This is a genomic window from Neisseria sicca (assembly GCF_003044565.1).
Lineage (GTDB): Bacteria > Pseudomonadota > Gammaproteobacteria > Burkholderiales > Neisseriaceae > Neisseria > Neisseria sicca_A.
In genome coordinates, this window is the sequence record NZ_POXG01000002.1 from 18,829 (window position 1) to 42,818 (window position 23,990).

At 50.5% G+C, this 23,990-nt stretch carries 17 protein-coding genes and 1 pseudogene; 4 read left to right on the top strand and 14 right to left on the bottom strand.

Annotated features, from left to right (window positions below; genetic code table 11):
* Positions 1 to 635: 635 nt before the first annotated feature.
* From DBZ16_RS04640 to nirK, 4 genes are all read right to left on the bottom strand, one after another.
* Positions 636 to 1,775: an NADH-dependent flavin oxidoreductase gene (locus tag DBZ16_RS04640; protein ID WP_107813139.1), complete on the bottom strand. Its 1,140-nt coding sequence runs from the start codon at positions 1,773 to 1,775 to the stop codon at positions 636 to 638.
* Positions 1,776 to 1,912: 137 nt separating this feature from the next.
* The gene (locus DBZ16_RS04645; RefSeq protein ID WP_107813140.1) at positions 1,913 to 3,244 is read right to left on the bottom strand and encodes a YadA family autotransporter adhesin; all 1,332 of its coding nucleotides are present in this window, start codon (positions 3,242 to 3,244) and stop codon (positions 1,913 to 1,915) included.
* A 436-nt stretch (positions 3,245 to 3,680) separates the two neighbouring features.
* Complete coding sequence (locus tag DBZ16_RS04650; RefSeq protein WP_040668451.1) at positions 3,681 to 4,436, bottom strand: formylglycine-generating enzyme family protein; 756 nt, start codon at positions 4,434 to 4,436, stop codon at positions 3,681 to 3,683.
* Positions 4,437 to 4,856: 420 nt separating this feature from the next.
* A complete protein-coding gene (gene nirK, locus DBZ16_RS04655) occupies positions 4,857 to 6,065 on the bottom strand; it encodes a copper-containing nitrite reductase (protein WP_107813141.1) in 1,209 nt (402 codons plus the stop codon).
* 466 nt (positions 6,066 to 6,531) lie between these two features.
* Here nirK and DBZ16_RS04660 point away from each other — a divergent pair, with 466 nt between their 5' ends.
* Positions 6,532 to 8,787 (top strand): nitric-oxide reductase large subunit, encoded by a 2,256-nt coding sequence (locus DBZ16_RS04660; protein WP_107813142.1) that lies wholly within the window; start codon positions 6,532 to 6,534, stop codon positions 8,785 to 8,787.
* Between the two features lie 57 nt (positions 8,788 to 8,844).
* Positions 8,845 to 9,033 (top strand): hypothetical protein, encoded by a 189-nt coding sequence (locus DBZ16_RS04665; RefSeq protein WP_240600235.1) that lies wholly within the window; start codon positions 8,845 to 8,847, stop codon positions 9,031 to 9,033.
* A gap of 161 nt (positions 9,034 to 9,194) precedes the next feature.
* Here the strand turns inward: DBZ16_RS04665 and DBZ16_RS04670 are convergent, their stop codons facing one another.
* The 6 genes from DBZ16_RS04670 to DBZ16_RS04700 form a co-directional block, all read right to left on the bottom strand.
* Complete coding sequence (locus tag DBZ16_RS04670) at positions 9,195 to 9,716, bottom strand: DUF4189 domain-containing protein (protein ID WP_107813144.1); 522 nt, start codon at positions 9,714 to 9,716, stop codon at positions 9,195 to 9,197.
* 142 nt (positions 9,717 to 9,858) lie between these two features.
* Positions 9,859 to 10,392: a DUF4189 domain-containing protein gene (locus tag DBZ16_RS04675; RefSeq protein WP_107813145.1), complete on the bottom strand. Its 534-nt coding sequence runs from the start codon at positions 10,390 to 10,392 to the stop codon at positions 9,859 to 9,861.
* Between the two features lie 142 nt (positions 10,393 to 10,534).
* Positions 10,535 to 11,071, bottom strand: a complete 537-nt coding sequence (locus tag DBZ16_RS04680; protein WP_107813146.1) for a DUF4189 domain-containing protein — start codon at positions 11,069 to 11,071, stop codon at positions 10,535 to 10,537.
* A gap of 143 nt (positions 11,072 to 11,214) precedes the next feature.
* Positions 11,215 to 11,742: a DUF4189 domain-containing protein gene (locus DBZ16_RS04685; protein WP_107813147.1), complete on the bottom strand. Its 528-nt coding sequence runs from the start codon at positions 11,740 to 11,742 to the stop codon at positions 11,215 to 11,217.
* A gap of 137 nt (positions 11,743 to 11,879) precedes the next feature.
* A complete protein-coding gene (locus DBZ16_RS04690; protein WP_107813148.1) occupies positions 11,880 to 12,395 on the bottom strand; it encodes a DUF4189 domain-containing protein in 516 nt (171 codons plus the stop codon).
* A 198-nt stretch (positions 12,396 to 12,593) separates the two neighbouring features.
* The gene (locus DBZ16_RS04700; protein ID WP_107813150.1) at positions 12,594 to 15,362 is read right to left on the bottom strand and encodes a calcium-binding protein; all 2,769 of its coding nucleotides are present in this window, start codon (positions 15,360 to 15,362) and stop codon (positions 12,594 to 12,596) included.
* Between the two features lie 209 nt (positions 15,363 to 15,571).
* Between DBZ16_RS04700 and DBZ16_RS16690 the strand changes: the two are divergent.
* Positions 15,572 to 15,688, top strand: a pseudogene (locus DBZ16_RS16690) (IS5/IS1182 family transposase); the annotation flags it as partial.
* Between the two features lie 120 nt (positions 15,689 to 15,808).
* Here DBZ16_RS16690 and infB read toward each other — a convergent pair.
* The 3 genes from infB to rimP are packed head-to-tail and all read right to left on the bottom strand — an operon-like array spanning position 15,809 to position 20,686.
* Positions 15,809 to 18,715 (bottom strand): translation initiation factor IF-2, encoded by a 2,907-nt coding sequence (gene infB / locus DBZ16_RS04705; RefSeq protein ID WP_107813463.1) that lies wholly within the window; start codon positions 18,713 to 18,715, stop codon positions 15,809 to 15,811.
* A gap of 11 nt (positions 18,716 to 18,726) precedes the next feature.
* Positions 18,727 to 20,229 (bottom strand): transcription termination factor NusA, encoded by a 1,503-nt coding sequence (nusA, locus tag DBZ16_RS04710; RefSeq protein WP_107813151.1) that lies wholly within the window; start codon positions 20,227 to 20,229, stop codon positions 18,727 to 18,729.
* A gap of 25 nt (positions 20,230 to 20,254) precedes the next feature.
* Positions 20,255 to 20,686 (bottom strand): ribosome maturation factor RimP, encoded by a 432-nt coding sequence (gene rimP, locus DBZ16_RS04715; protein ID WP_167390263.1) that lies wholly within the window; start codon positions 20,684 to 20,686, stop codon positions 20,255 to 20,257.
* A gap of 354 nt (positions 20,687 to 21,040) precedes the next feature.
* On the opposite strand from rimP, the gene serC reads away from it, so the two are divergent.
* On the top strand, positions 21,041 to 22,147 hold the full coding sequence (gene serC, locus DBZ16_RS04720; protein WP_107813153.1) for a phosphoserine transaminase: 1,107 nt from the start codon (positions 21,041 to 21,043) through the stop codon (positions 22,145 to 22,147).
* Between the two features lie 161 nt (positions 22,148 to 22,308).
* Here the strand turns inward: serC and DBZ16_RS04725 are convergent, their stop codons facing one another.
* Complete coding sequence (locus tag DBZ16_RS04725) at positions 22,309 to 23,970, bottom strand: electron transfer flavoprotein-ubiquinone oxidoreductase (RefSeq protein WP_107813154.1); 1,662 nt, start codon at positions 23,968 to 23,970, stop codon at positions 22,309 to 22,311.
* Between the last annotated feature and the right edge of the window lie 20 nt (positions 23,971 to 23,990).

The window sequence follows — 23,990 nt, forward strand, 5'->3', positions numbered from 1 at the left end:
TCAAAGCATGAATTAAACCATATATATGACAAAGTACTCAAACTGCAAGTTAAAAAAATCTCCCTATTTTTTCAAGCAACTGATTTAAATTGAAATAATATATGACATATAACAACACATTGAAAACTACGCATCGCCAAACCATTTCATCACGCGCATTGGCTTAATAAATACGGCTCTTCAAAAAGCCGACATTTTCCGTTTCAGACGACCCATAGGCTAAACAACGGCAAGACCATGATTGTTTATAGTGGATTAAATTTAAACCAGTACGGCGTTGCCTCGCCTTAGCTCAAAGAGAACGATTCTCTAAGGTGCTGAAGCACCAAGTGAATCGGTTCCGTACTATTTGTACTGTCTGCGGCTTCGTCGCCTTGTCCTGATTTAAATTTAATCCATTATAGTTCCCCTCGCTCGATAATCCATTTTCATTCACAGCACAGAGCCGACTGGAATCACCAACCGTCTTTGCCTTGAAGCTAAACAATAAAAAGGTCGTCTGAAATCTCGTATTTGATTTTTCAGACGACCTCTCAGTCATAGCGAAAAGGTTATGCGTATGACGAAACCTTTTCAGACGACCTCATCAAACAGCAAACATGAATTTTACCGTTTTAAGCTGTCGTTACAGTCCATCAAGCATCCACCGGCTTCCAGTCCGCACCTTTTACCGGCGGCAACCAAGATTGCGTACCGCTGGCGGAAAATTCCCACAGGATGTCGGGCAAGCCGTAATGGTCGGCGCGCATCGGGTCGAGTTGCGTTTCGATTTCGGCTTCGCGGCCTTCGCTGATTTGTGTGGCGATGTGCGGATTGATCATGACGGTTTTGCCCAATGCGATAAATTCCGCCCAGCCGGTTTCAAACGCCGCCAGAATATCGTCGGCGGTAAACAGGTTGCCCACGCCGATAAGAGGCAGCTTGCCGTTGATGCGGTCGTGGATAAACTGCATACGGGTTTGCGCCGTATCGCCGCCGCGTCGGATTTTCTTGTCGAATTCCCACAAGGAAACGTGCAGGTATTGCAACGGCTTTTGCACCAAGGCGTCAATCAACGCGCCCGTTTCAGCCATGGTCAGCCCATCTTCGCCTGCTTCTTCGGGCGAGAAACGGTAACCGATGATGAAATCGTTGCGCTGGTGTTTTTCACGGACGGCGGCAACGGCATCGACGACGGCGAGCGGGAAGTGCATTCTGTTTTCCAAGCTGCCACCCCATTGGTCGTTGCGGCGGTTGCTTTGGGCGGAGTAAAACTGTTGGATTAAATAGCCGTTCGCGCCGTGGATTTCCACGCCGTCAAAGCCTGCGCGAAGTGCCAAATCGGCAGCTTGGGCGAAGGAGGCGATGAGTTCTTCCACTTCTGCAGCACTCGCTTCACGCGCTCCATCCTTTTCGCTGGCGGACGCACTGATTTTGTCGCGACGGTTGAGTTCTACCATCGCTTGGGAGCCGCCGTGATGGATTTGCAAAATCGCTTTCGCGCCTTGTTTTTGAATGATTCGGGCGGTTTCTTTCAGGCTGTCGAGGCAGTTTTCGCCCGTAGCTTCGGGCTGTCCGCGAAAGGCTTTGCCGCCTTCTTGAACCAAAGTGGCGGCGGAGATAAAGAGCCCCATATCGCCTGCGCGGTTGCCGAGAAACGCGCGCTCTTGGTCGCTGATTAAACCGTCGGCGTGCGAGCCGAAATGGGTCATGGGCGCAACGGCGAGGCGGTTTTTGACGGTTACGCCATTGTTGAGTGTGAAAGATTGGAACAGCGGAGCGTATTTGGGATTCATTTTGTTCTGTCGAAATTAATAACTTCGACATAATTGGGACAAATATGGAATTATCAAGAACGAGGTCGTCTGAAAAACACGATTTCGACGAAACGGAATGTTTTCAGACGACCTTTTGGCGATACGCCTAACAACGATTACCAGAGGTAGGTTACGCTGGCGCCGCCGCCCGCACCGCCTTTCGCCGCGCCGACTGCCGAGCCTTTAACCAGCCATTTACCGCTGGCGGATACTTTGGAAATACCTACGGCGTAGCCGCTTTTACCTCGCCAGATACCGCTTGCGACGGAAACCGCGCCTTGTCCCGGCTGATATGCCTGTCCGAGGCTGCCGACCGCGATTGCAGCGGCGGAGCCTGAATCGGCGCGCTCTTCAAGTTTGTCCATACGGACTTTGGCTTCGTTGCGCAAAGTGGCGATTTGGGTTTGATGATTGCTCTCGGCTGCGGCAAAGCTGTTTTGGGTTTGGCGGGCAAGGCTCTTCACTTGGGCAACGTTGACCGCGTCCGTATCCTCCTTACCCGCAGCAACATTGGTAATCTGGCGGCTGTTTTGTTCGCTGCCGACAGATACCGCGCCTAAAGTCGATACCCATGTTTTGCCTGTTTCCGTACTTGCCGCGCCGGTAGCAAAATCATGACCTGCAACGCCTGCCGCAGTATCGGCAACGCTGTCCGTACCGAGTGCCACGGAGTTTTGCTGACGCGCTTCTGCTTTGTAGCCCAAAGCAGCGGATTTTTCCTCAAATGCGGAAGCACCTGCGCCCAAAGCCGTTCCGCCGGATTTCCGTACCCGTGCGCGCGTGCCTGCGGCAAGACCGTTGAGTGCGGTGGACGAAGATTCCACGCCCAATGCCACGCTGTTGGTTTCTTCGGCAACCGCGCGCGTACCGACTGCAACCGCCTGATAACCGTTTGCCTCGGCAGCAGATGCCAGCGCAACCGCCTGCGTACCGTTGGCTTTTGCCCTATCCCCGACAGCAGTGGAACTGAGTGCATTGGCTTCGCTGCCGCGTCCAAACGCAACCGCATCAATGTCGCCAGCCTTCGCGCTTTCGCCGACCGCGATAGAACGCAAACCCGTTGCCTGCGACATCAAACCGACCGCCACCGACTGCCCACCGGAAGCCTTCGATGCGCCGCCGACGGCAATATCGTTGGTTCCTTTTGCATTCGCCCTGAAACCGACGGCAACCGTCCGCAATGCTTCCGCCTTAGCCTCGCTGCCAAATGCCGACGCGCTCAAACCCGAAGCGCTTGAATCATAGCCGGCAGCAACAGACTTATAACCCGCCGCAGCTGCTTTATCGCCCAACGCAGTCGCATTCTCCCCCGCCTTCGATTCTTTGCCCAATGCGGCAGAACCGTTTTTGTGCATCGCTCCTGTCGCAATACCTTCAGCAACACAAACATTTGCAAAAACAAGGGACAACACCAAACACAGCGGTTTGACGGATAAGTTTAGTTTCATCTTTTCATTCTCCAAATTTGAATTTTTAACAATACTAACTAATCCCAAATAGTTATATTTAATTACTTAGAATTAGTTATATTGTATAGTATTATTACAATATTATTAATTATATGTAATTAATATTTGATTTGAATCATCTGAAGAAAATGATAAGCAAGGTTTATATAGTGGATTAAATTTAAATCAGGACAAGGCGACGAAGCCGCAGACAGTACAGATAGTACGGCAAGGCGAGGCAACGCCGTACTGGTTTAAAGTTAATCCACTATAGAATGTACGCAACCCATTCAGATCAATAGAACCCAATCATCTAAAAAGGTCGTCTGAAAACACGGTTTCGGAGAAACGGAATGTTTTCAGACGACCTTTTATATCGGCAAAAAAAAGGCGATACCTTTCAGTACCGCCAAAGCTGCTTTGGTGATGAAACTGGTTATTTCGAGGCGCAGCGGAAGCCTAGGTTGTGCAGGACGTATTTGGATTGCAGGCTGGTGCGTATGCCGTAGCGCAGGAAGGCGGCGTAATTCGATGGGTCGCTGGAGCCTACGGATGCGCCGCTGCAAAACATTTGCGTATCGGCATTGCCAGACGAGAGCAGGCTGCTGTTGAAGTCTTCCGTCCATTCCCAAATCAAGCCGTGCATATCGTAAATGCCCCAGTAGTTGGGTTTGCTTTTGCCGACATCGCGCAAGCCGTTTCTGCCGCCGTCTGCATACCAGTCAAGAATGGTACGGTTGTAGCCCGGTTCGGCAGAACCGTTTTTCTGTGTGGCAGAGGCAAGTCCGGCAAATTCCCATTGGTCTATGGTCGGCAGGCGTTTGCCTTGCGCAGTACAGTAGGCATTGGCGGCAAACCAAGATACGTTGGTTACCGGATGTTTCAGTTCGTTGGGTTTGGGCGCGTAGCTGTTGCTGCCGGTTTTAACCCAGTGTTTGAGGTAGGCAGGCTCGGCTTGTTTGGAGCTGACTTTGCCTTTTTGCCACTGCGGGTGTTTTTTGACAAACTCTGCAAATTCGGCATTGGTAACGGGATATTTGTCGATTTGGAAGGGTTTGACTTTAATGAGGTTTGTTTCTTTCTTCAGATAGAGCGGGCGATAGCTGCCACCTTCAACTTTTGCCATTTCGGCTGCCGCTGCACTGCCGCTTGCGACAAGGGTAAAGAAGGCGAGGAGTGGTATGAGTTTCATAACGGGCTTTCTCATCTGAATACGGAGTATTAGGCTCTGATTATATAGCGAAACCGGATAAAAATCCTTAAAAGCCGTCTGATTATTGTGCTTTGGGCTTGTCGGTTCGTGCATATAGTGGATTAACTTTAAACCAGTACGACGTTGCCTCGCCTTAGTTCAAAGAGAACGATTCTCTAAGGTGCTGAAGCACCAAGTGAATCGGTTCCGTACTATCTGTGCTGTCTGCGGCTTCGTCGCCTTGTCCTGATTTAAATTTAATCCACTATACTTGAAACTGGTTTTTCAGACGACCTTCGATACTTGATAGGTCGTCTGAAAAACCAATCTTTCGATTGGTTGTGGAAGAAAGCCACTGTTGTCCTTGCATCAGCCGGAACAGCAGTGGCTTTTTTCTGTCTCTACGCCGAGATGACTGGATTAGTAGCCGCCTTTACCTGCAGATGCTGCGGAAGCAGGCGCTGCTGCGGAAGATGCAGGGGCAGCCGGAGCTGAAGCGGCAGGGGCTGAAGCCGCACCGCTACCTGCATAGGCTTTGTCTTCCAGTTTTTTGGTCATGATTTCAGGGTTCTCTGCGCCCTCTACTTTCAATTGACCCAAAGCACCTTTGTTGAACGCACGGAAGAGAGAGTGGTCAACCACAGTGTAGCTGCCCGGGATGTCGGCTTTAAATTCGATAATCGCTGCACCACCGGCAGGAATCAGGGTGCTTTGTACGTTTTCGTTGATCAGTTTGCCGCCTTCTACGTAAACTTTGTCGAAGATCTCACCGATAACGTGGAAGGAGGAAACGAGGTTCGGACCACCGTTACCAACGTACATACGGACGGTTTCGCCTGCTTTGGCTTTCAGGGCGTTGTCGCCGGCGATAGCGCCTACGTGACCGTTAAATACAACGTATTCAGGTTGTTCGGCGATGGCTTTGTCCATATCGAACGGTTGCAGGCCTTGCGCACCTTTTTTACCTTTGGTGTAGAAGTCGCCTTGTACGATGTAGAACTCTTTGTCCACTTTAGGCAGACCTTCTTTAGGTTCAACCAAGATCAGACCGTACATACCGTTGGCAATGTGCATACCGACAGGGGCAACGGCACAGTGGTAGATATACAGACCGGGTTGCAGGGCTTTGAAGCTGAATGTAGAAGTACGGCCCGGAGCAGTGAAGCTGGCTTCTGCACCACCGCCTTGACCGGTAGCAGCGTGGAAGTCAACGTTGTGCGGTACGGTAGAAGACGGGTTGTTAGAGAATTCGACTTCTACGGTATCGCCTTCGCGTACGCGGATCATGCGGCCCGGAACGTCGCCGTTAAATGTCCAATAGTGGTATTCCACGCCATCGTCCATTTTCATGGTTTTTTCGACGGTTTCCATTTTCACGCGGACACGTGCAGGATGGTCGCGGTCGATGGCAGGCGGAACTTCAGGAGCGTGGGTAGTTACCGCGTCGATAACAGGCAGCTCGGCAGCGGGGGTTTCGGCAGCAGCTTGAGCACCGGAAGCAGGAGCCTCGGAAGCTGCAGGAGCGGAAGCGGAAGCGGTTTGCTCGGCAGGTTTTTGGGCAGCTTGCTCACCACAGGCGGCTAAAGCAAAAACTGAAGCAATGATTGCAGCTAAAGCTTGGCGTTTCATAGTTGTCATTTCCTTTAATAACTATTTTAAGAAGGTCAGGGTATATTTTTTCAACCTTTGTCGTCCGCGGCATACCGCTTTCGGCTCTTTCAAACCGCCTTATTCCGGGTCGTCTGAAAGGCATCTCTTGTGAACTTTTGTAGGATTATGTAGGTGGTTTTACCGCTATATCTTGACTTAAATCAATTAATTCATCAAAGATGAACTTTTACTACCTGTTTTACTACTTAATAACTAGATAAAACTACATCAAATCGTCTATTATTGTTCACATGTTTTATCCAATTCTTTACAAAAATGCCATCGTATTTTTGATAATAAGAATTATTATTGACTATATATCTGTTTTTTAAAGATTGTTGTTAAGAGAATATTTCTTTTGCCTGAAAAGAGTGCTACAATCTTTAACATTCATATAGTATGAATTTATAAGCAACCACTTTTTACCAAAATAAGGAGTTCTGAAATGGGACAGTACAAGAAGCTATGGTACTTGCTGTTTGCCGTCCTGGCAGTCTGCTTTACCATTCTTGGTTACATGGGCAGCGAGGTTTATAAAAAAGCCCCGCCTTACCCTGAGAAAGTCGTTTCGGCATCAGGCACGCAGCTGATGACTAAAGACGATATTTTGGCAGGTCAATCAGCCTGGCAAACCACCGGCGGTATGGAAGTCGGTTCCGTATTGGGACACGGCGCATACCAAGCTCCCGACTGGACAGCCGACTGGCTGCACCGCGAGCTTGTCGCATGGTTGGATTTGACTGCGCAAGAGACTTACGGCAAAAAATTCAACGAAGTTTCTCCTGAAGAACAAGCCGTACTGAAAACCCGCCTTGCCGACGAATACCGCAACCAAAGCCGTATTAAAGAAGACGGCAGCGTCGTTATCAGCGATACCCGTGTCAAAGCCATTGAGAGCATCCTGCCTTACTACCACGGCGTATACAGCGACGATCCCGCCCTTCAGACGACCCGCGAACACTTCGCAATGAAAAACAACACATTGCCAAGTAAAGAAGCGCGTGAAAAACTGTTCAACTTCTTCTTCTGGACTTCATGGTCTGCCTCGACCAACCGTCCTGACGAAACTTTCACCTACACCAACAACTGGCCGCACGAGCCTCTGATCAACAACGTACCGACTACTGAAAACTACATGTGGTCGTTCACCAGCGTTGTATTGCTCTTGATGGGTATCGGCTTGCTGATGTGGGGTTACTCCTTCCTGACCAAACACGAAGAAGTAGAAGTTCCGACTGAAGACCCGATTTCCAAAGTACAGCTGACTCCTTCCCAAAAAGCATTGGGCAAATACGTCTTCCTGACAGTCGCCCTGTTTGTGGTACAAGTGTTGCTGGGCGGTCTGACTGCACACTACACCGTCGAAGGTCAAGGTTTCTACGGCATCGACGAAGCACTGGGCTTCGAAATGTCCGACTGGTTCCCTTACGCATTGACCCGTACTTGGCACATCCAATCCGCCATCTTCTGGATTGCAACCGGCTTCCTGACAGCAGGTCTGTTCTTGGCTCCGATTGTTAACGGCGGCAAAGATCCCAAGTTCCAACGCGCCGGCGTAAACTTCCTCTATATCGCCCTGTTCATCGTAGTCGGCGGTTCTTATGCAGGTAACTTCTTCGCCCTGACCCACATCATTCGCCCCGATCTCAACTTCTGGTTCGGACACCAAGGTTACGAATACCTCGATTTGGGCCGTTTCTGGCAACTCCTGCTGATGGTCGGTCTGCTGTTGTGGCTGTTCCTGATGTTGCGCTGCACCATCTCCGCCTTTAAAGAAAAAGGCGTGGACAAAAACCTGCTGGCAATCTTCGTTGCCTCCATGGTCGGTGTCGGCGTGTTCTACGCACCCGGTCTGTTCTACGGCGAAAAATCCCCGATTGCCGTTATGGAATACTGGCGCTGGTGGGTAGTTCACCTGTGGGTAGAAGGCTTCTTCGAAGTATTCGCTACCGCAGCCTTTGCCTTCATCTTCTACAACATGGGCTTCGTCCGCCGCAGTACCGCTACCGCATCCACTCTGGCTGCCGCCGCCATCTTCATGTTGGGCGGTATCCCGGGCACACTGCACCACCTGTACTTCTCCGGCTCTACCTCCGCCTCTATGGCAATCGGTGCCTGCTTCTCCGCATTGGAAGTCGTACCGCTGGTATTGCTGGGTCGTGAAGCTTACGAACACTGGTCTTACCAACACCTGTCCGAATGGGCGAAACGCCTGCGTTGGCCGCTGATGTGCTTCGTAGCAGTTGCCTTCTGGAACATGATCGGTGCCGGCGTATTCGGCTTCCTGATTAACCCGCCGATTTCCCTGTTCTACATCCAAGGTCTGAACACTACCGCAGTTCACGCACACGCAGCCTTGTTCGGTGTGTACGGCTTCTTGGCACTGGGCTTCGTATTACTGGTTGCCCGCTACCTGAAACCAAACGCACATTTCGACGACAAACTCATGACTTGGGGCTTCTGGCTGCTCAACGGCGGCTTGGTCGGCATGATCGCCATCAGCCTGCTGCCTGTCGGCGCGATTCAAGCATACGCTTCCATCACTCATGGCCTGTGGTATGCCCGTAGCGAAGAATTCCTGCAAATGGAAATCCTCGACACCCTGCGCTGGGTACGTACAGCAGCCGACTTGATCTTCATCGGCGGCGCAATCTGCGTAGCCATCCAAGCAACCAAAATCGTATTCAGCCGCGATAAATAAATCCTAGCTTGAATGCAATCAAAAGGTCGTCTGAAAATTTTCAGACGACCTTTTTTAATGCCTGCCTACTTTCATTTCAGCAACACACCACCCCCGTTTAACCGCCATATGCACAGAATGTCCTTCTTTGCCCACCTATCCCTACCCTACTCCCCGCCCTCCTCCAACAACTTGAATTCCTTCCCTGCCCGCAGCATCCGCCCGCCCTGTTTTCCCTATTTTTCAGACGACCCCAATGCCGTTTAGAAAACAAGGTCGTCTGAAACCGAAAACAAACAGAACACAGACAACAAAAAACCGCCCATCAAAGCGCGGTCGGTTTTAAAAAGGTTTTTGTCGGAACGGGAAACGAAAGGCTTTTCAGACGACCTCTGAACATTTAGGGGTCGTCTGAAAAAACAAATCAATCAGTAACGGTAATCAGGATGGCGGGAACAGCCTGAATAACGAATGACACATTCTTTAGAATATTTACTACATTTGGCTAACGCATTTTGTTCAGCTTTATCTACATAATCATTACCAGACCACCCTATACCACCTTTGCCTTCTTCCTTCCCGCCTACAGCAACAGCCGCACAAGTATTAAGATATTCATGTGTCAACCGGCAACCTTTACCATCACGGGCAATCGGATTTTCACCGCCGCCAGCCCTGATACAACTTTCCAATGCTTCCTTATTAGCAGAGCGATAACCTCTAGTGTTATTTTCAGAATAACCAACAGCTCGATTTACTGGATTAAAATAAATCGCTCCCCAACGGTCCGGTACTCTATACACCCGTCGAGAAGACGAACTGCCGCCTCCCCAACCGCACGCGCTGCCATCGACAGTTTGGCAATAACCGTCAGTCGGATTCCCTCCCAAAGGGTTGCCCAAGGCGGTAAAACTATTCAATGCCATCAATATCAAAAAAATCTTCTTCATCTTTATACCTCTTAATCTTTCACGCTATTCGTTTCTCTCAAAACCTTACCACATAACTCAGCATCGCTTTCGACCCTATCGCTGCAAAATAAGTTTTCAGACGACCTTTTAGCATTTAGAGGTCGTCTGAAAAATAAATCACTCAATAGCGGTAATCAGGGTGGCGGGAACAGCCTGAATATTTAATGACACATTTATCAGAATATTCACTACATGCAGCTAAGGCTTTTTGTTCAGCTTTCTCTAAATTATCATCACTTTTTACACCAGCCCCACCATTGCCAACAACGCCTCCAATGGCAACCGCGCTACAAGAATTACGGACTTCCGTCATCCTGCGACAACCTTTGCCATCGCTGGCAATAGGGTTCTTTCCTCCTCCCGCTTTAATGCAATTTGCCAAAGCTTCTTTATTGGCGGAACGATAGCCTTCAGTATTATTTTCAGAATAACCTATTGCTGCATTTGCAGGATTTACGTAAATAGCCCCCCAACGGTTCGGCACTTTATATATCCGACGCGCCTGCCCTCCTGACTGACTATTACCACTACACCCCGCCAAGTCCGGTCTTTGAATACAAGGATTCATCACAGGATCGTTAATCGCATTCAATCCGTCGGCTAAAACAAAGGGGCTAACCTGCATTGCCAACAACATCAAAAATATCTTCTTCATCTTTATACCTCTTAATCTTTTCCGCTATTCGTTTCTCTCAAAACCCTGCCGCATAACCCGGCATCGTTTTTGACCCTATCGCTGCAAAATAAGTTTTCAGACGACCTTTGAACATTTGGGGTCGTCTGAAAAATAAAATCACTTAATAACGGTAATCAGGATGGCGCGAACAGCCTGAATAACGGATAACACATTCATTGGAATGTTCTCTGCAATATTCAAGTGCTTCTGCTTCCGCTTTTTTTACATAAGCATTACTACTCCACCCTAGACCACCTTTACCTTCTTCCTTACCACCCACTGCAAACGCTGAACAAGTATTACGAAACTCATTCATTACTCGACAGCCTTTACCATCACGAGCAATCGGATTTTGACCGCCACCGGCTTTAATACAACTTGCCAATGCCTCTCGACGGGCAGATCTTTCGCCTTCGGTATTATTTTCCGAATAACCCACCGCACGATTGACGGGATTAAAGTAAATCGCTCCCCAACGGTTCGGCACTTTATATATCCGACGTGCCTGCCCTCCTGACTGATTATTACCACTACACCCCGCCAAGTCCGGTCTTTGAATACAAGGATTCATTACAGGATCGTTAATCGCATTCAATCCGTCGGCTAAAACAAAGGGGCTAATCTGCATTGCCAACAACATCAAAAACATCTTCTTCATCTTTATACCTCTTAATCTTTTCCGCTATTCGTTTCTCTCAAAACCCTGCCGCATAACTCAGCATCGCTTTCGACCCTATCGCTGCAAAATAAGTTTTCAGACGACCTTTTAGCATTTAGAGGTCGTCTGAAAAATAAAATCACTTAATAACGGTAATCAGGATGGCGGGAACAGCCTGAATAATAGATCGTGCATTTATAAGAACGACCTTTCTCACAAGCAGCAATAGCTTGTTGTTCCGCATCTTCCAATAAAACAGCACTCCGTGCAGCTCCTCGATTTTTTCCACCCAATGCAATCGCTCCACAGGCATTGCGATATTCGGTCATCAAACCACATCCTTCACCATTTTCATCTTTCGGGTCTTGACCTCCTCCAGCTTTAATACAGTTTTGCAAGGCTTCTTTATTAGCAGAACGGTAGCCTTTGGTATTGTTTTCAGAATGCCCTACTGCACGGTTTGCTGCATTGTAATAAATCGCCCCCCAACGATTAGGAATATTGATAACCCGACGTGCCTGCCCTCCTGACTGGTTATTACCGCTACACCCCGCCAAGTCCGGTCTTTGAATACAAGGATTCATTACAGGATCGTTAATAGCATTCAATCCGTCGGCTAAAACAAAGTGGCTAACCTGCATTGCCAACAACATCAAAAATATCTTCTTCATCTTTATACCTCTTAATCTTTTCCACTATTCATTTCTCTCAAAACCCTGCCGCATAACTCGGCATTGCTTTCGACCTTATCGCTGCAAAATAAGTTTTCAGACGACCTTTGAATATTTGGGGTCGTCTGAAAATTCATTTAGTAACGAAGGTAGTCGGGATGGCGGGAACAGCCTGAATAGCGGATGGTACACTTATGCGTCGTGAAATTACTACATTTAGCGATAGCTTCTTCCTCTGCTCTTTTTAAAGAAGAATCACTATGTCCAGCAGCACCACCATCTCCAACTACACCTCCTATGGCAATAGCACTACAAGAATTACGATTTTGGGTCATCAGATCGCACCCTTTCCCGTTACGTCCAATTGGATTCTTACCCCCACCTGCCTTGATACAATTTGCTAAAGCCTCTTGTCTTGCAAATTCTTCACCCTTGGTGTTATTTTCAGAATACCCGATAGCCAAATTAGCACTATTTAAATAAATAGCGCCCCAGCGATCAGGGATATTAATCACTTGCCTTGTTTGTCTCATAGGAGCATTACCTCCCGCGCAACCCGGCAAGTCGGGATGATAGACACAAGGATTGCTCATTTCGTTTGCGTTCGCGAAACTGCTTAAAATCATGGCAGCTATTAATAATATATGCTTCATCGGTTTATTCCTTATTTTTGAACATCAATCATATTCTTACTTTACCCTGTTCCCCAAACAACCCAGTCAAAATCAGACGGGCTGTTCCCATTTTATAGTCTATCGTTACACAATAAAGCTTCAGACGACCCCTAAGCCTTCAAGGGTCGTCTGAAAAAACAAATCAATCGACAATGCTGCCGTATTGCTTTGTGAAGCTTACAAAACGCCTTGATGGGCGGTATCGTGTCCCAAAGCGGTCAGGAATTGCGACATGTTGTATGTTTCGCCTGAAGCGGCAAACTTGAACGCGTCTACGGTATCGCCGCCATCTGAGGAGTGGACGGCATCCAAGACGGTCAGGGTGTCGTCGCTGCCTTTGAGTTTGAGCACCCAGTTCTCTTTGTTGTTTCCTGCTTTATTGATTTCCAAATCGATGTCTTTCAGCGTCAGATTGCCTGAGAACAATACGGTATTGTCCTCGCCACTTGCGTTCAGTGACAATTTGTCATGCCCGCTGCCTTTGCCGAAGGTAATCGTATTGGCATAGCTGCCGCCGGAAATGGTGTCATTGCCTGCGCCGGCATCAATGGTGCTGTCGTGTCCGACTTTGACGGTATCGTCGCCGCTGCCGCCGATAAAGGTGGTTTTGCCGCCGTAGTTGCCTGAAACGCTGACGGTATCGCCGTTGTCGGTGCCGTGAATAATGCGGTTGGAGCCTTCGTACAGCCGTTGTTCAAAGGTATCGGTGTCGTCATTCAGGTATTGAATAATCGTGCCGTCTTTGCGGACATGGGATACTTTCAAACCGAAATGTTCGATGATTTGTTCCGTGCTGTATGTGCCGTTGTCGAATTGAAACTCGGATATGGCGCCTTGCGAACCCATTTGGTTTTTAATCGTCAATACGTCGTTGCTGCCTTTGATAGAAACGGTCCATGTGTTGCCGTTCAGACGAGGCACAGTGACGAAGTCGTAGGGTTCGGGCATATAGTCGATGCCGTTTTTATCGTAGCCCTGGGTAACGGAAATGCTTAAGTCATCCAGTGTCAAACCGCCGGTAAATTTTACGGCGTTGCTGATGGAGGTAGGATTGAATTCTTCGTCGATATCGAAACCGAAGTCGAAAATGGTGTCGTGTCCGTATCCTTTGCCGAAGACATAGGTATCGCGCCCATCGCCGCCTTCCAGATAGTCGTCGCCTGCGCCGCCGTCTAGGTAATCGGCTCCGACCCGCGCATACAGTTTGTCATTACCGTTGCCGCCGTACAGTTTGTCGTCTGAAGACCATTCGTTGCCCCAGTAGCTGGTGCCTTCGTCTCGGATGATGTCGTCGCCGTCCATGCCGTAGATCACGTCCCTGCCGTCTGTGCCGGAGCTTAATTCGTCATTAAACTTGCTGCCGACAATCACATCGTCGTTCGGTGTGCCTTCATTTTTGATGCCTTGGTCGGCTTTTCCGGTGTTGACGGCTTTGAGCAGGGTTTCGGCTGTATAGTTTTCGCCGAGGAATTGGAATTGGTTGATGGAAATATGTCCTTGGGCGTCAACTTGGTTTTGAATGGTTGCCGAGCCGTTGGCGGATGTGATTTCCCAGTTTTTGCTGCCGTCGGCATTGTTGATGACGTTTACTTTGATGTCGCTGACACGGAGGTCGTCTGAAAACTTCAGGGTATTGTTGCCTTGATTGTCGATAATCGTATCGTCGCTGCCGTAAATATAGGTGTCGTTGCCTGTTCCGCCTTTCAACATATCTTTGCCTGCTCCTCCGATTAAAGTGTCGTCGCCTGCGTCGCCGTTGATGGTGTCGTTGCCATCGCCGCCGTCCAAATAGTCATTGCCGTCGCCGCCGTTAATGTTGTCGTTGCCGCCCATGCCGTAAACGGTATCGTTGCCGCGGCCGCTGTTGAGTCGGTTGTGTCCGTCGTTGCCGGTCAGGGTGTTATTGCTGTTGTTGCCTGCCGCGTAGATATTGGCGTTGCCGGTCAGGGTAACGTTTTCAACGTGGGTTGAGGCGGTATAAGAAACGCTGCTGATCACGGTATCATTGCCTTCGCCGCTATTCTCAACGACAACATCTTTTGCGTTATCCACATAGTAAGTATCGTCTCCGATGCCGCCGCGCATCATGTCCGCGCCTGCTTTGCCGTCGATGACGTCGTTGCCGACGGTGCCGTTCAGCGCGTCGTTTCCATCCGTGCCTTCAATACGTTCGCCTGCATTGTCGCGTATTTCTACTTGCGCTTGGGTGGCTTTGATGAATTGGTTGAGGTTTAATGTGCCGTTTGCGAAAACAAACCGTTGAACGGAAGGCATATTGCTGCCTTCTTGATATTGATTGGAAATGGTCAGGACGGATTGTGTGTGTTTCACGGCGATACGCCAGTCCTGTCCGCCTTCGGCATTGCGCACGGCGGTAACGGTCAAATCTTCTACACTGAGATCGTCCAAAAAGCGGATGCTGTTGCTGCCTTGGCGGTCGATTACCGTATCTTTGCCGCTTTTCTCGCCAAACAGATAGGTATCGTTGCCTTCCCCGCCTTGTAAAACATCGTTTCCTGCCGCGCCGTCTAGGATATCGTTACCCTCGTCACCGAACAGTTGGTCATTACCTTCCCCGCCGTTGATGTTGTCGTTGCCTGCGCCTCCGTAAACGATATCATTGCCGCGTCCGCTATACAGGCGGTTGTTGCCGCGGTTGCCGACCAGCACATTATCTGAATTGTTGCCCGCGCCATAAATATTGTCCGAACCGGTCAAAACTAAATTTTCAACATTGTTCGGCAAGGTATAGCTGACATTGCTGTAAACCGTATCCTGTCCTTCATTTACCTTTTCCGCAATACTGTCTGCGGTATGGGTAACATAATAGACATCATTGTTTTTTGTTCCTTGGGAAACCTTAGGTTCAGACGACCTTTCCAAAGACGCGGAGTGTGCGACAGATTCTTCAGAAACGATAGTGCGAAAGACTTGTTTTGCATCCATGATATTATTTTTTCCGTGAGCTGACGGTTGCCTATCCGTGGAAATGGGATAAATAACCAGATTAAAGTATCGTAATTTATTAATTGAATCGTTATCCGCAGCCGAACTGCGCGATATTTTTAGACTGCTTTAATATCAACAAGTTCTAACCTTTTACCAAAAAATTATTCAATCGGAATTTATATTTCAATTGATTAACTTGTTTGCCGTCTATGATAAGTTATAGTGGATTAAATTTAAATCAGGACAAGTCGACGAAGCCGCAGACAGTACAAATAGTACGACAAGGCGAGGCAACGCCGTACTGGTTTAAAGTTAATCCACTATAAGTTCAAACTAAGATAAAGCCAGGCAACTGTAAACTTATCCCGCTATAAAATTAAAAAAGGTCGTCTGAAAACCACTTTTCATGGTTTTCAGACGACCTTTTATTTAAGAACAAAGAATTACAGCGAGCGGGCAACTTCGACAATGTCGAAGCATTCCAATTGGTCGCCTTCCATAATTTCGTTGTAGCCTTTGATCATTAAGCCACATTCGAAGCCCATGCGGACTTCTTTGACGTCGTCTTTGTAGCGTTTCAAAGAAGACAGTTCGCCGGTATGGATGACCACGTTGTTGCGGATAAGGCGGATATGGGAATCGCGTTTGACCACGCCGTCGGTAACCATACAGCCTGCGATGTTGCCGACTTTGGATACACTGATGACCTGACGGATTTCGACCATACCGGTAATCTGCTCTTTCTCTTCCGGCGCCAGCATGCCGCTCATGGCTGCTTTAACGTCGTCAATGGCATCGTAAATGATGTTGTAGTAGCGGATTTCCACGTTTTCATTTTCGGCAAGTTTGCGCGAAGAAGCATCTGCACGCACGTTAAAGCCGATGATGAACGCGCCTGAAGCGATGGCAAGGTTGACATCCGATTCAGTAATGCCGCCCACGCCGCTGTGCAATACGTTCACTTTCACTTCGTCGGTGGACAGTTTTTTCAGGCTGCCCGCCAAAGCTTCGTAAGAACCTTGTACGTCTGCTTTGATGATGACTGACAAGGATTGAGCTTGGTTTTCGCCCATGTTGTTGAACATATTTTCCAGCTTCGCCGCCTGCTGTTTGGCAAGGCGAACGTCGCGGTATTTGCCTTGACGGAAGAGCGCGATTTCGCGTGCTTTTTTCTCGTCCGCCAACACCATCGCGTCCTCACCGGCGTTCGGCACGTCGGACAAGCCGAGGATTTCAACCGGAATAGACGGGCCTGCTTCGTTGACGGCTTTACCGTTTTCATCAACCATCGCACGGATTTTACCGAACGCGGTACCGGCAAGCAGCATATCGCCTTTTTTCAGCGTACCGCTTTGCACCAAGAGGGTGGCGACCGCGCCGCGTCCTTTGTCCAGACGGGCTTCGACGATGATGCCTTTCGCAGGCGCATCGACAGGGGCGGTCAGTTCCAATACCTCGGCTTCGAGCAATACGGCTTCGAGCAATGCGTCGATATTGATGCCTTTTTTGGCGGATACGTCGATAAATTGCACATCACCGCCCCATTCATCCGGCACGACTTCGTGCGCAGTCAACTCTTGGCGGATACGCTCAGGGTTGGCGGCTTCTTTATCGATTTTGTTCACGGCAACCACCATAGGCACGCCCGCTGCTTTAGCGTGGGCAATGGCTTCAATGGTTTGCGGCATCACGCCGTCGTCGGCGGCAACCACGAGAATCACGATGTCGGTTGCTTTCGCACCGCGCGCGCGCATGGCGGTGAACGCTTCGTGACCCGGAGTATCCAAGAAGGTAATCACACCGCGCGGGGTTTCAACGTGATATGCACCGATGTGCTGGGTAATGCCGCCCGCTTCGCCTTGTACCACTTTGGCGCGGCGGATGTAGTCCAGCAGCGAGGTTTTACCGTGGTCGACGTGACCCATGACGGTAACCACCGGCGGACGCGGCAGAGCTTCAGCTTCCGCTGCTTCTGCGCCTTCATCCAAGAATGCTTCGGGATCGTCGGCGGCGGCAGGTTTGCCGATGTGGCCGAGTTCTTCCACCACAATCAGGGCGGTGTCTTGGTCGATGGATTGGTTGATGGTAACCATCATGCCCATTTTCATCAGGGCTTTGACCACTTCCACGCCTTTGACTGCCATTTTGTGCGCCAAGTCGGCCACGGTAATGGTTTCGGGAACCAAGACTTCGTGTACGACAGGTTCGGTCGGCGCTTGGAAAGCATGTTGGTTCGGCTCGAGTTTCAGCTTTTTGCCTTTCTTGCCGCCGCGTACGCGCTCGTCGTCGCCGTTGCGGGCATTGCGGTCGCGTCCGCCTTTACCGCCTTTACCTTTGGCGTTGCGGCCTTGGGTGTCATCGTCGCGGTTGTGGCGGTCTTCTTTTTTCGCACGGGCAGGATTGGTGGCTTTGCCTTCTGCCGATGCGGTTTTGGCTTTTTCGGCAGGCTTGCGCTGCTCGGCAGCTTTGGCTTCGGCTGCGGGCTTGGCTTGCTGATCCGCCTGTTGTTTCATGGCTTCGCGGCGCGCCTGACGCTCTTGTTTTTCTTTCAACAATGCTTCTTGATGGGCGCGCAAAGCGGCGGCACGGCGCGCTTCTTCATCGCGTTGCGCTTGCTCTTCCGCGCTGACCACAGGTTGCGGAGCGGCAGGGGCAGCAGGTTTGGCTGCTTTTTTCGCGTCTTTGCCTTTATTACCTTTGTCTTGTTTAGGCTTGGCTTTGCCTTCGGCAGGTTTTTCAGACGACCTTTGGGCAGGTTTTTCTTCAGCCTGAACTGCTTGTGCAGCAGGTTCTGCCGGTTTGTCGTCGGCTTTGCTTTCAGCTGCTTTCACGTCGGCAGGTTTTTCAGCCGCTTCAACAGGTTTCGCTTCTTCCGCTTTGACTTTCGGCTCGGCTTTTGCTGCTTTGGCAGCCTTCAACTTCGCAGCTTCCGCTTCGGCTTTCGCGCGCGCTTCGGCACGGGCGGCGGCCTCAGCTTCGGCTTTCGCCTGTTCTGCGGCTTGGTCTTTCGCTTCTGCCTGCTCGGCTTTTTGCGCCTCAGCTACTGCTTTGGCTTTGGCTTCGGCGGCAAGCTCTTCCGGCGAAGGAATCGTTACGGCGCGGCCGCGTTTGCGTTCGACTTTGACGCCGCCGACGGTGCTGACTTCGGTTTTTTTGCGGCGGATGCTGATGGTTCCACCGTCATTGCCGTTTTTCTTTTTCAGATAGGCGTTCAGCAGTTGCTTGTCGTCCAGCGTCAGGGAATCGCTGCCGCTGTTTTTATTGACGCCGGCTTCTTTCAGTTGTTTCAACAAATCATCGACGGGGCGTTTCAGTTCGGCGGCAAATTGTTCTACGGTTGTGTTACTCATCTGTACCCCCATTAGTTCTCTTCGGTAAACCAGTGTTCGCGGGCGGCAAGAATCACTTTTTTCGCCGCTTCTTCATCTACACCGGTTATTTCAATCAGTTCGTCAACGGCCAGTTCCGCCAAATCGTCGCGGGTGGTTACGCCGGCCTCCGCCAGTTTGCGGAGCATGTCGGAATCTACGCCGTCCAAATTGCGCATGTCGTCTGAAACCTCTTCCAGCTTCTCTTCGGACGCAATAGCCATGGTCAGAATCGCATCGCGGGCGCGGTTGCGCAGGGTTTCGACGATCTCTTCGTCAAAGCCTTCGATGGCGAGCAATTCGGCAGCCGGAACGTAAGCGACTTCTTCCAGCGTGGCAAAACCTTCTTCAACCAAAATATCGGCGGTTTCGTCGTCGATATTCAGATGCGCGGTGAAGAGGTCGCGGATGGCTGCGTCTTCGGCGGCGGTGCGTTCGTCCGCTTCTTCGACAGTCATGATGTTCAACTGCCAACCTGTCAGGTCGGATGCCAAGCGCACGTTTTGACCACCGCGACCGATAGCAAGCGCAAGCTGGTCTTCGGCAACGATCACGTCAACCGCATGTTTGTCATCGTCAATCACAATGCGGCTGACTTCGGCAGGAGACAGCGCGTTCATCACGAACTCGGCAGTTTCAGACGACCACAACACCACATCAATGCGCTCGCCTGCCAATTCGTTGCTGACGGCATTCACACGAGAGCCGCGCACGCCGATACAAGTGCCTTGCGGGTCGATGCGTTGGTCGTTGGCTTTGACCGCCACTTTCGCACGTTGGCCCGGGTCGCGTGCCACTTCGCGGATTTCCAACAAGCCGTCTGCAATTTCAGGTACTTCCATTTCGTACAGCTTCGCGAGGAAATCGCCCGAAGTACGGCTGAGGATAACTTGTTTGCGGCCGGTGTTGCCGATTTCGTCCACACGCAAAAACAGCGCGCGGATACGGTCGCCGCCGCGGAAGTTTTCGCGCGGAATCATTTGTTCGCGCGGAATCAGCGCGTCCAGTTTGCCCGGAACGACTTCGACGATGATGCCGTGACGTTCCACGCGTTTTACCGTACCGGAAACAATGTCTTCCTTAACGGCGAGAAACTCGTTCAGATTTTGCTCGCGCTCCGCATCGCGGATGCGTTGCAGGATGATTTGTTTGGCAGTTTGCGCGGCTTGGCGGCCAAAACCTTCGTTCGGCAGCGTTTCTTCGTAGTAGTCGCCGATTTGAATGTTGGTATCCGGAATTTCTTCTTGGATTTCTTCGATGGTCTTTTCCAGGTCGGGATAGGTGTAATCCTCGTCGGCAACAATCAGCCAGCGGCGGAAAGTATGGTATTCGCCGGTATCGCGGTCGATTTCGACGCGCACGTCCATATGCTCGCGGTCGGCTTTTTTCTTGGCTGCGGTAGAAAGGGCGAATTCCAATGCTTGGAACACCACTTCCGCTTCAACGTTTTTCTCGCTTGCCAACGCTTCGGCAAGTTGCAACATTTCGCGACTCATTTTTTAGAATCTCCAATATCAAGTTTTAAAATTTAAATTCGGGGCGCAGGCGGGCTTTATCGATATTATCCAAGCCGATTTGCGCGGTTTTGCCGTCGAAAGAGAGCGTTACGGTATCATTTTCACAATCCTCGATGCAGCCGATAAAGTTCTTTTGTCCGTCAACCGGCAGGCGGGTTTTGATTTTTGCCTGCTGTCCTGCAAAGCGCACGAAATCGGCGGCTTTTTTCAGCGGCCGGTCAAGGCCGGGGCTGGAAATTTCCAGATTTTTATAATCGATGTCTTCTACCATGAACACGCGGCTCAAATGATTGCTGACAGTCGCGCAGTCTTCGACGGTAATACCGCCTTCTTTATCGATAAAAACACGCAGCGTGCCTTGCGCGGTCAGCTCGAAATCGACCAGTTCGTAGCCCAAACCCGGCAGGGTTTTTTCGAGAATTGTTTGAATATCCATGAATCTCCCTGAGTACATAAACAAAAAAATGGCCCAGTGGCCATTTTTCGTCGGAGTTGAAAAATTGGCTTATTATAACCGCTTTCCACTCAAAAGAAAAGCGTTGATTTATCGCGGCTTTTTTCAGACGACCTCATAGAATGAATATGTCGGATTGCATAAATTAAAACTTAACATTGTTGACAAAAACAGTCGTCTGAAAAATAACTGCTCAAACTTACCCCTTGATAATCATCATATTATTTTCAACCTTTCTTTTTCAGACGACCCCATTTTCCTTCCGTACGGCTTGCACGAAGCACGCCGTCATTCTAAAATCCAAAGCTGTTATCATCGAAACAAAAAGGCCTCGCCATGTCCGCCCGCCCCATCTACAACTTTTCCGCAGGTCCCGCCGTCCTGCCTGAAGCCGTATTGCGTACCGCGCAGCAAGAAATGCTCGACTACAACGGCACAGGCTTCCCCGTCATGGCGATGAGTCACCGCTCGGAAATGTTCCTCAGTATCCTCCATCACGCCGAACAAGACCTGCGCACGCTGCTGAACATTCCTTCCAACTACAAAATCCTGTTCTTGCAAGGCGGCGCGACCACGCAATTCAACATGGTTGCGATGAATCTGGCGCATGGATTCCCGTCCGCCGACGCAGTGGTAACGGGCAACTGGAGCCGCATTGCTTACGAACAAATGAGCCGCCTTACCGATGCCGAAATCCGACTAGCGGCGCACGGCGGCGAACAATTCGACTATACCGCCCTGCCACCCGTCGAAACTTGGGACATAGACAAAAACTCCGCCTTCGTCCACTTCGCCATCAACGAAACCGTCAACGGCCTGCAATACCAAACCGTTCCCAAACTTTCAAACGACCTGCCGCCGCTCGTTTGCGATATGTCCAGCGAAATCCTCTCGCGCGAATTTGACGTTTCCGACTACGGGCTGATTTACGCGGGCGCGCAAAAAAATATCGGTCCTGCCGGCGCAACCGTCGTCATCATCCGAGAAGACCTGCTCGACCGCTGCCCCGACAGCATTCCCGACGTCTTCAACTACCGCTCGCACATCAACCGCGACGGCATGTACAACACCCCGTCAACCTACGCCATTTATATGTCAGGTTTAGTGTTCCGCTGGCTGCTGACACAAGGCGGCGTGAAGAAAATCGAAGCCGTCAACAACATCAAAGCCCAAACGCTTTACGATGCCATCGACGGCAGCGGCAGCTTCTACGTCAACCGAATCCGCCCCGATGCCCGATCGAAAATGAACGTCGTCTTCCAAACCGCCTCAACCGAACTCGACCGCCGCTTCGTCCTCGAAGCCGAACTGCAAGGCTTGTGCCTGCTTAAAGGCTACAAAACCGTCGGCGGTATGCGCGCCAGCATCTACAACGCCATGCCGCTCGAAGGCGTACAGGCTTTGGCGGACTTTATGAGCGATTTCCAGCGGCGTTACGGCTAAGACAAAATGCGCCTTTAAAAGCACAGCTGAATTCTGTTAACGCCCGTTCCCTGAAAAACCCAAAAGGTCGTCTGAAAACCTTAAACCAAGATTTTCAGACGACCTTTCTTTATCCGACGTGGCAAATGTTTGACCAACTTAGCCAAAGTTACCGCCGAAAACTACATCCCAGCGTAATTCGGTCCACTCGCGCCTTCGGGGCAAATCCAAGTGATGTTTTGCGTCGGGTCTTTGATGTCGCACGTTTTGCAGTGGACGCAGTTGGCGGCGTTGATTTGCAGGTGCGGACTACCGTTTTCTTCAACGATTTCGTACACACCAGCCGGACAATACCGCGTTTCGGGCGAGGCGTATTCTTTGTAGTTCACGTCTATCATCGTTTGCGGATTTTTCAGCACCAAATGGTCGGGCTGGTTTTCTTCGTGCGCGAGATTGGCGAGGAAGACGCTGCTTAAGCGGTCGAAGGTCAATACACCGTCGGGTTTCGGATAATCAATCGGCTTGCACGCGGCGGCTTTTTTGAGCTGCTCGTTGTCTTTGCCGTGATGTTTCAAGGTCCACGGAGCTTTGCCTCTGAAAATCATCTGATCGATGCCGGTATAGATTGAGCCGAGGTAAACGCCCCATTTGAATGACGGACGGACATTACGCGCGGCGTAAAGCTCTTGATACAGCCAGCTTTTTTCGAAACGTTGCTGATAATCCGCCGCTTCTTTGCCGCTGTCGAAACCCTCCGCTTCTTCAAGGTTTTCCAACAAGGGGAACACTGCTTCGGCGGCGAGCATGGCGGATTTCATCGCGGTATGAATGCCTTTGATGCGCGGCATATTGAGGAAACCCGCCGCATCGCCGATTAAAACGCCACCCTTGAACGAGAGCTTCGGCAGGCTTTGCAGACCGCCTTCAATCAGCGAACGCGCGCCGTAAGCAATGCGGCGGCCGCCTTCGAAGGTTTTACGGATTTCGGGATGGGTTTTGAAACGTTGGAACTCTTCAAACGGCGACAGATAAGGATTTTGATAATCCAAACCGACCACAAAGCCGACGGCGACTTTGTTGTCGTCGAAATGGTAAACAAACGCGCCGCCGTAGGTTTGACTGTCGAGCGGCCAGCCCGCGCTGTGTACCACCAAACCGGGCTGATGTTTTTCAGACGACACTTCCCAAATCTCTTTGATGCCCAAGCCGTAAGTTTGCGGCTGGCTGTTTTGGTCGAGTTGGAAACGTTCGATGACTTGTTTGGAAAGCGAACCGCGGCAACCTTCGGCAAACAAGGTTTGCTGCGCCCAAAGCTCCATGCCGGGCTGGAAACTGTCGGTCGGCTCGCCGTCTTTGCCGATACCCATATTGCCGGTCGCAATGCCTTTGACCGAACCATCTTCGTGATACAGCACTTCGGCAGCGGCAAAGCCCGGATAGATTTCCACGCCCATATTTTCCGCCTGCTCCGCCAACCAGCGCACGACTTCGCCCAAGCTGACGATGTAGTTGCCATGATTGTCGAAATTGGGAGTAACCGGCAGATTGAACGCCTTTTTCTCCGTCAGGAACAACACTTTGTCCTGCGTTACCGCACGCGTCAGCGGCGCGCCTTTTTCTTTCCAGTCGGGAATCAGCTCATTCAGCGCAATCGGATCAATGACCGCCCCCGCCAGCGAATGCGCGCCCGCCTCCGAACCCTTCTCCACCACGCAAACGCTGATTTCGCGCCCGTTTTTTTCGGCAAGCTGCTTGAGTTTGATGGCGGCGGACAAACCCGACGGGCCTGCGCCGACAATCACGACATCGTATTGCATACTGTCGCGGGTGATGGATTCTGTCATGGCGGTTCCTGTATGTTTAT

Coding starts and splice junctions, on each gene's coding strand:
- DBZ16_RS04650 (WP_040668451.1), bottom strand. CDS start 4,436: ATGAAACTCATACCACTCCTCGCCTTCTTTACCCTTGTCGCAAGCGGC.
- DBZ16_RS04665 (WP_240600235.1), top strand. CDS start 8,845: ATGCCTGCCTACTTTCATTTCAGCAACACACCACCCCCGTTTAACCGC.
- DBZ16_RS04725 (WP_107813154.1), bottom strand. CDS start 23,970: ATGACAGAATCCATCACCCGCGACAGTATGCAATACGATGTCGTGATT.
- DBZ16_RS04660 (WP_107813142.1), top strand. CDS start 6,532: ATGGGACAGTACAAGAAGCTATGGTACTTGCTGTTTGCCGTCCTGGCA.
- infB (WP_107813463.1), bottom strand. CDS start 18,715: ATGAGTAACACAACCGTAGAACAATTTGCCGCCGAACTGAAACGCCCC.
- nusA (WP_107813151.1), bottom strand. CDS start 20,229: ATGAGTCGCGAAATGTTGCAACTTGCCGAAGCGTTGGCAAGCGAGAAA.
- DBZ16_RS04700 (WP_107813150.1), bottom strand. CDS start 15,362: ATGGATGCAAAACAAGTCTTTCGCACTATCGTTTCTGAAGAATCTGTC.
- DBZ16_RS04645 (WP_107813140.1), bottom strand. CDS start 3,244: ATGAAACTAAACTTATCCGTCAAACCGCTGTGTTTGGTGTTGTCCCTT.
- DBZ16_RS04675 (WP_107813145.1), bottom strand. CDS start 10,392: ATGAAGAAGATATTTTTGATGTTGTTGGCAATGCAGGTTAGCCCCTTT.
- DBZ16_RS04640 (WP_107813139.1), bottom strand. CDS start 1,775: ATGAATCCCAAATACGCTCCGCTGTTCCAATCTTTCACACTCAACAAT.
- DBZ16_RS04685 (WP_107813147.1), bottom strand. CDS start 11,742: ATGAAGAAGATATTTTTGATGTTGTTGGCAATGCAGGTTAGCCACTTT.
- DBZ16_RS04670 (WP_107813144.1), bottom strand. CDS start 9,716: ATGAAGAAGATTTTTTTGATATTGATGGCATTGAATAGTTTTACCGCC.
- rimP (WP_167390263.1), bottom strand. CDS start 20,686: ATGGATATTCAAACAATTCTCGAAAAAACCCTGCCGGGTTTGGGCTAC.
- DBZ16_RS04690 (WP_107813148.1), bottom strand. CDS start 12,395: ATGAAGCATATATTATTAATAGCTGCCATGATTTTAAGCAGTTTCGCG.
- serC (WP_107813153.1), top strand. CDS start 21,041: ATGTCCGCCCGCCCCATCTACAACTTTTCCGCAGGTCCCGCCGTCCTG.
- DBZ16_RS04680 (WP_107813146.1), bottom strand. CDS start 11,071: ATGAAGAAGATGTTTTTGATGTTGTTGGCAATGCAGATTAGCCCCTTT.
- nirK (WP_107813141.1), bottom strand. CDS start 6,065: ATGAAACGCCAAGCTTTAGCTGCAATCATTGCTTCAGTTTTTGCTTTA.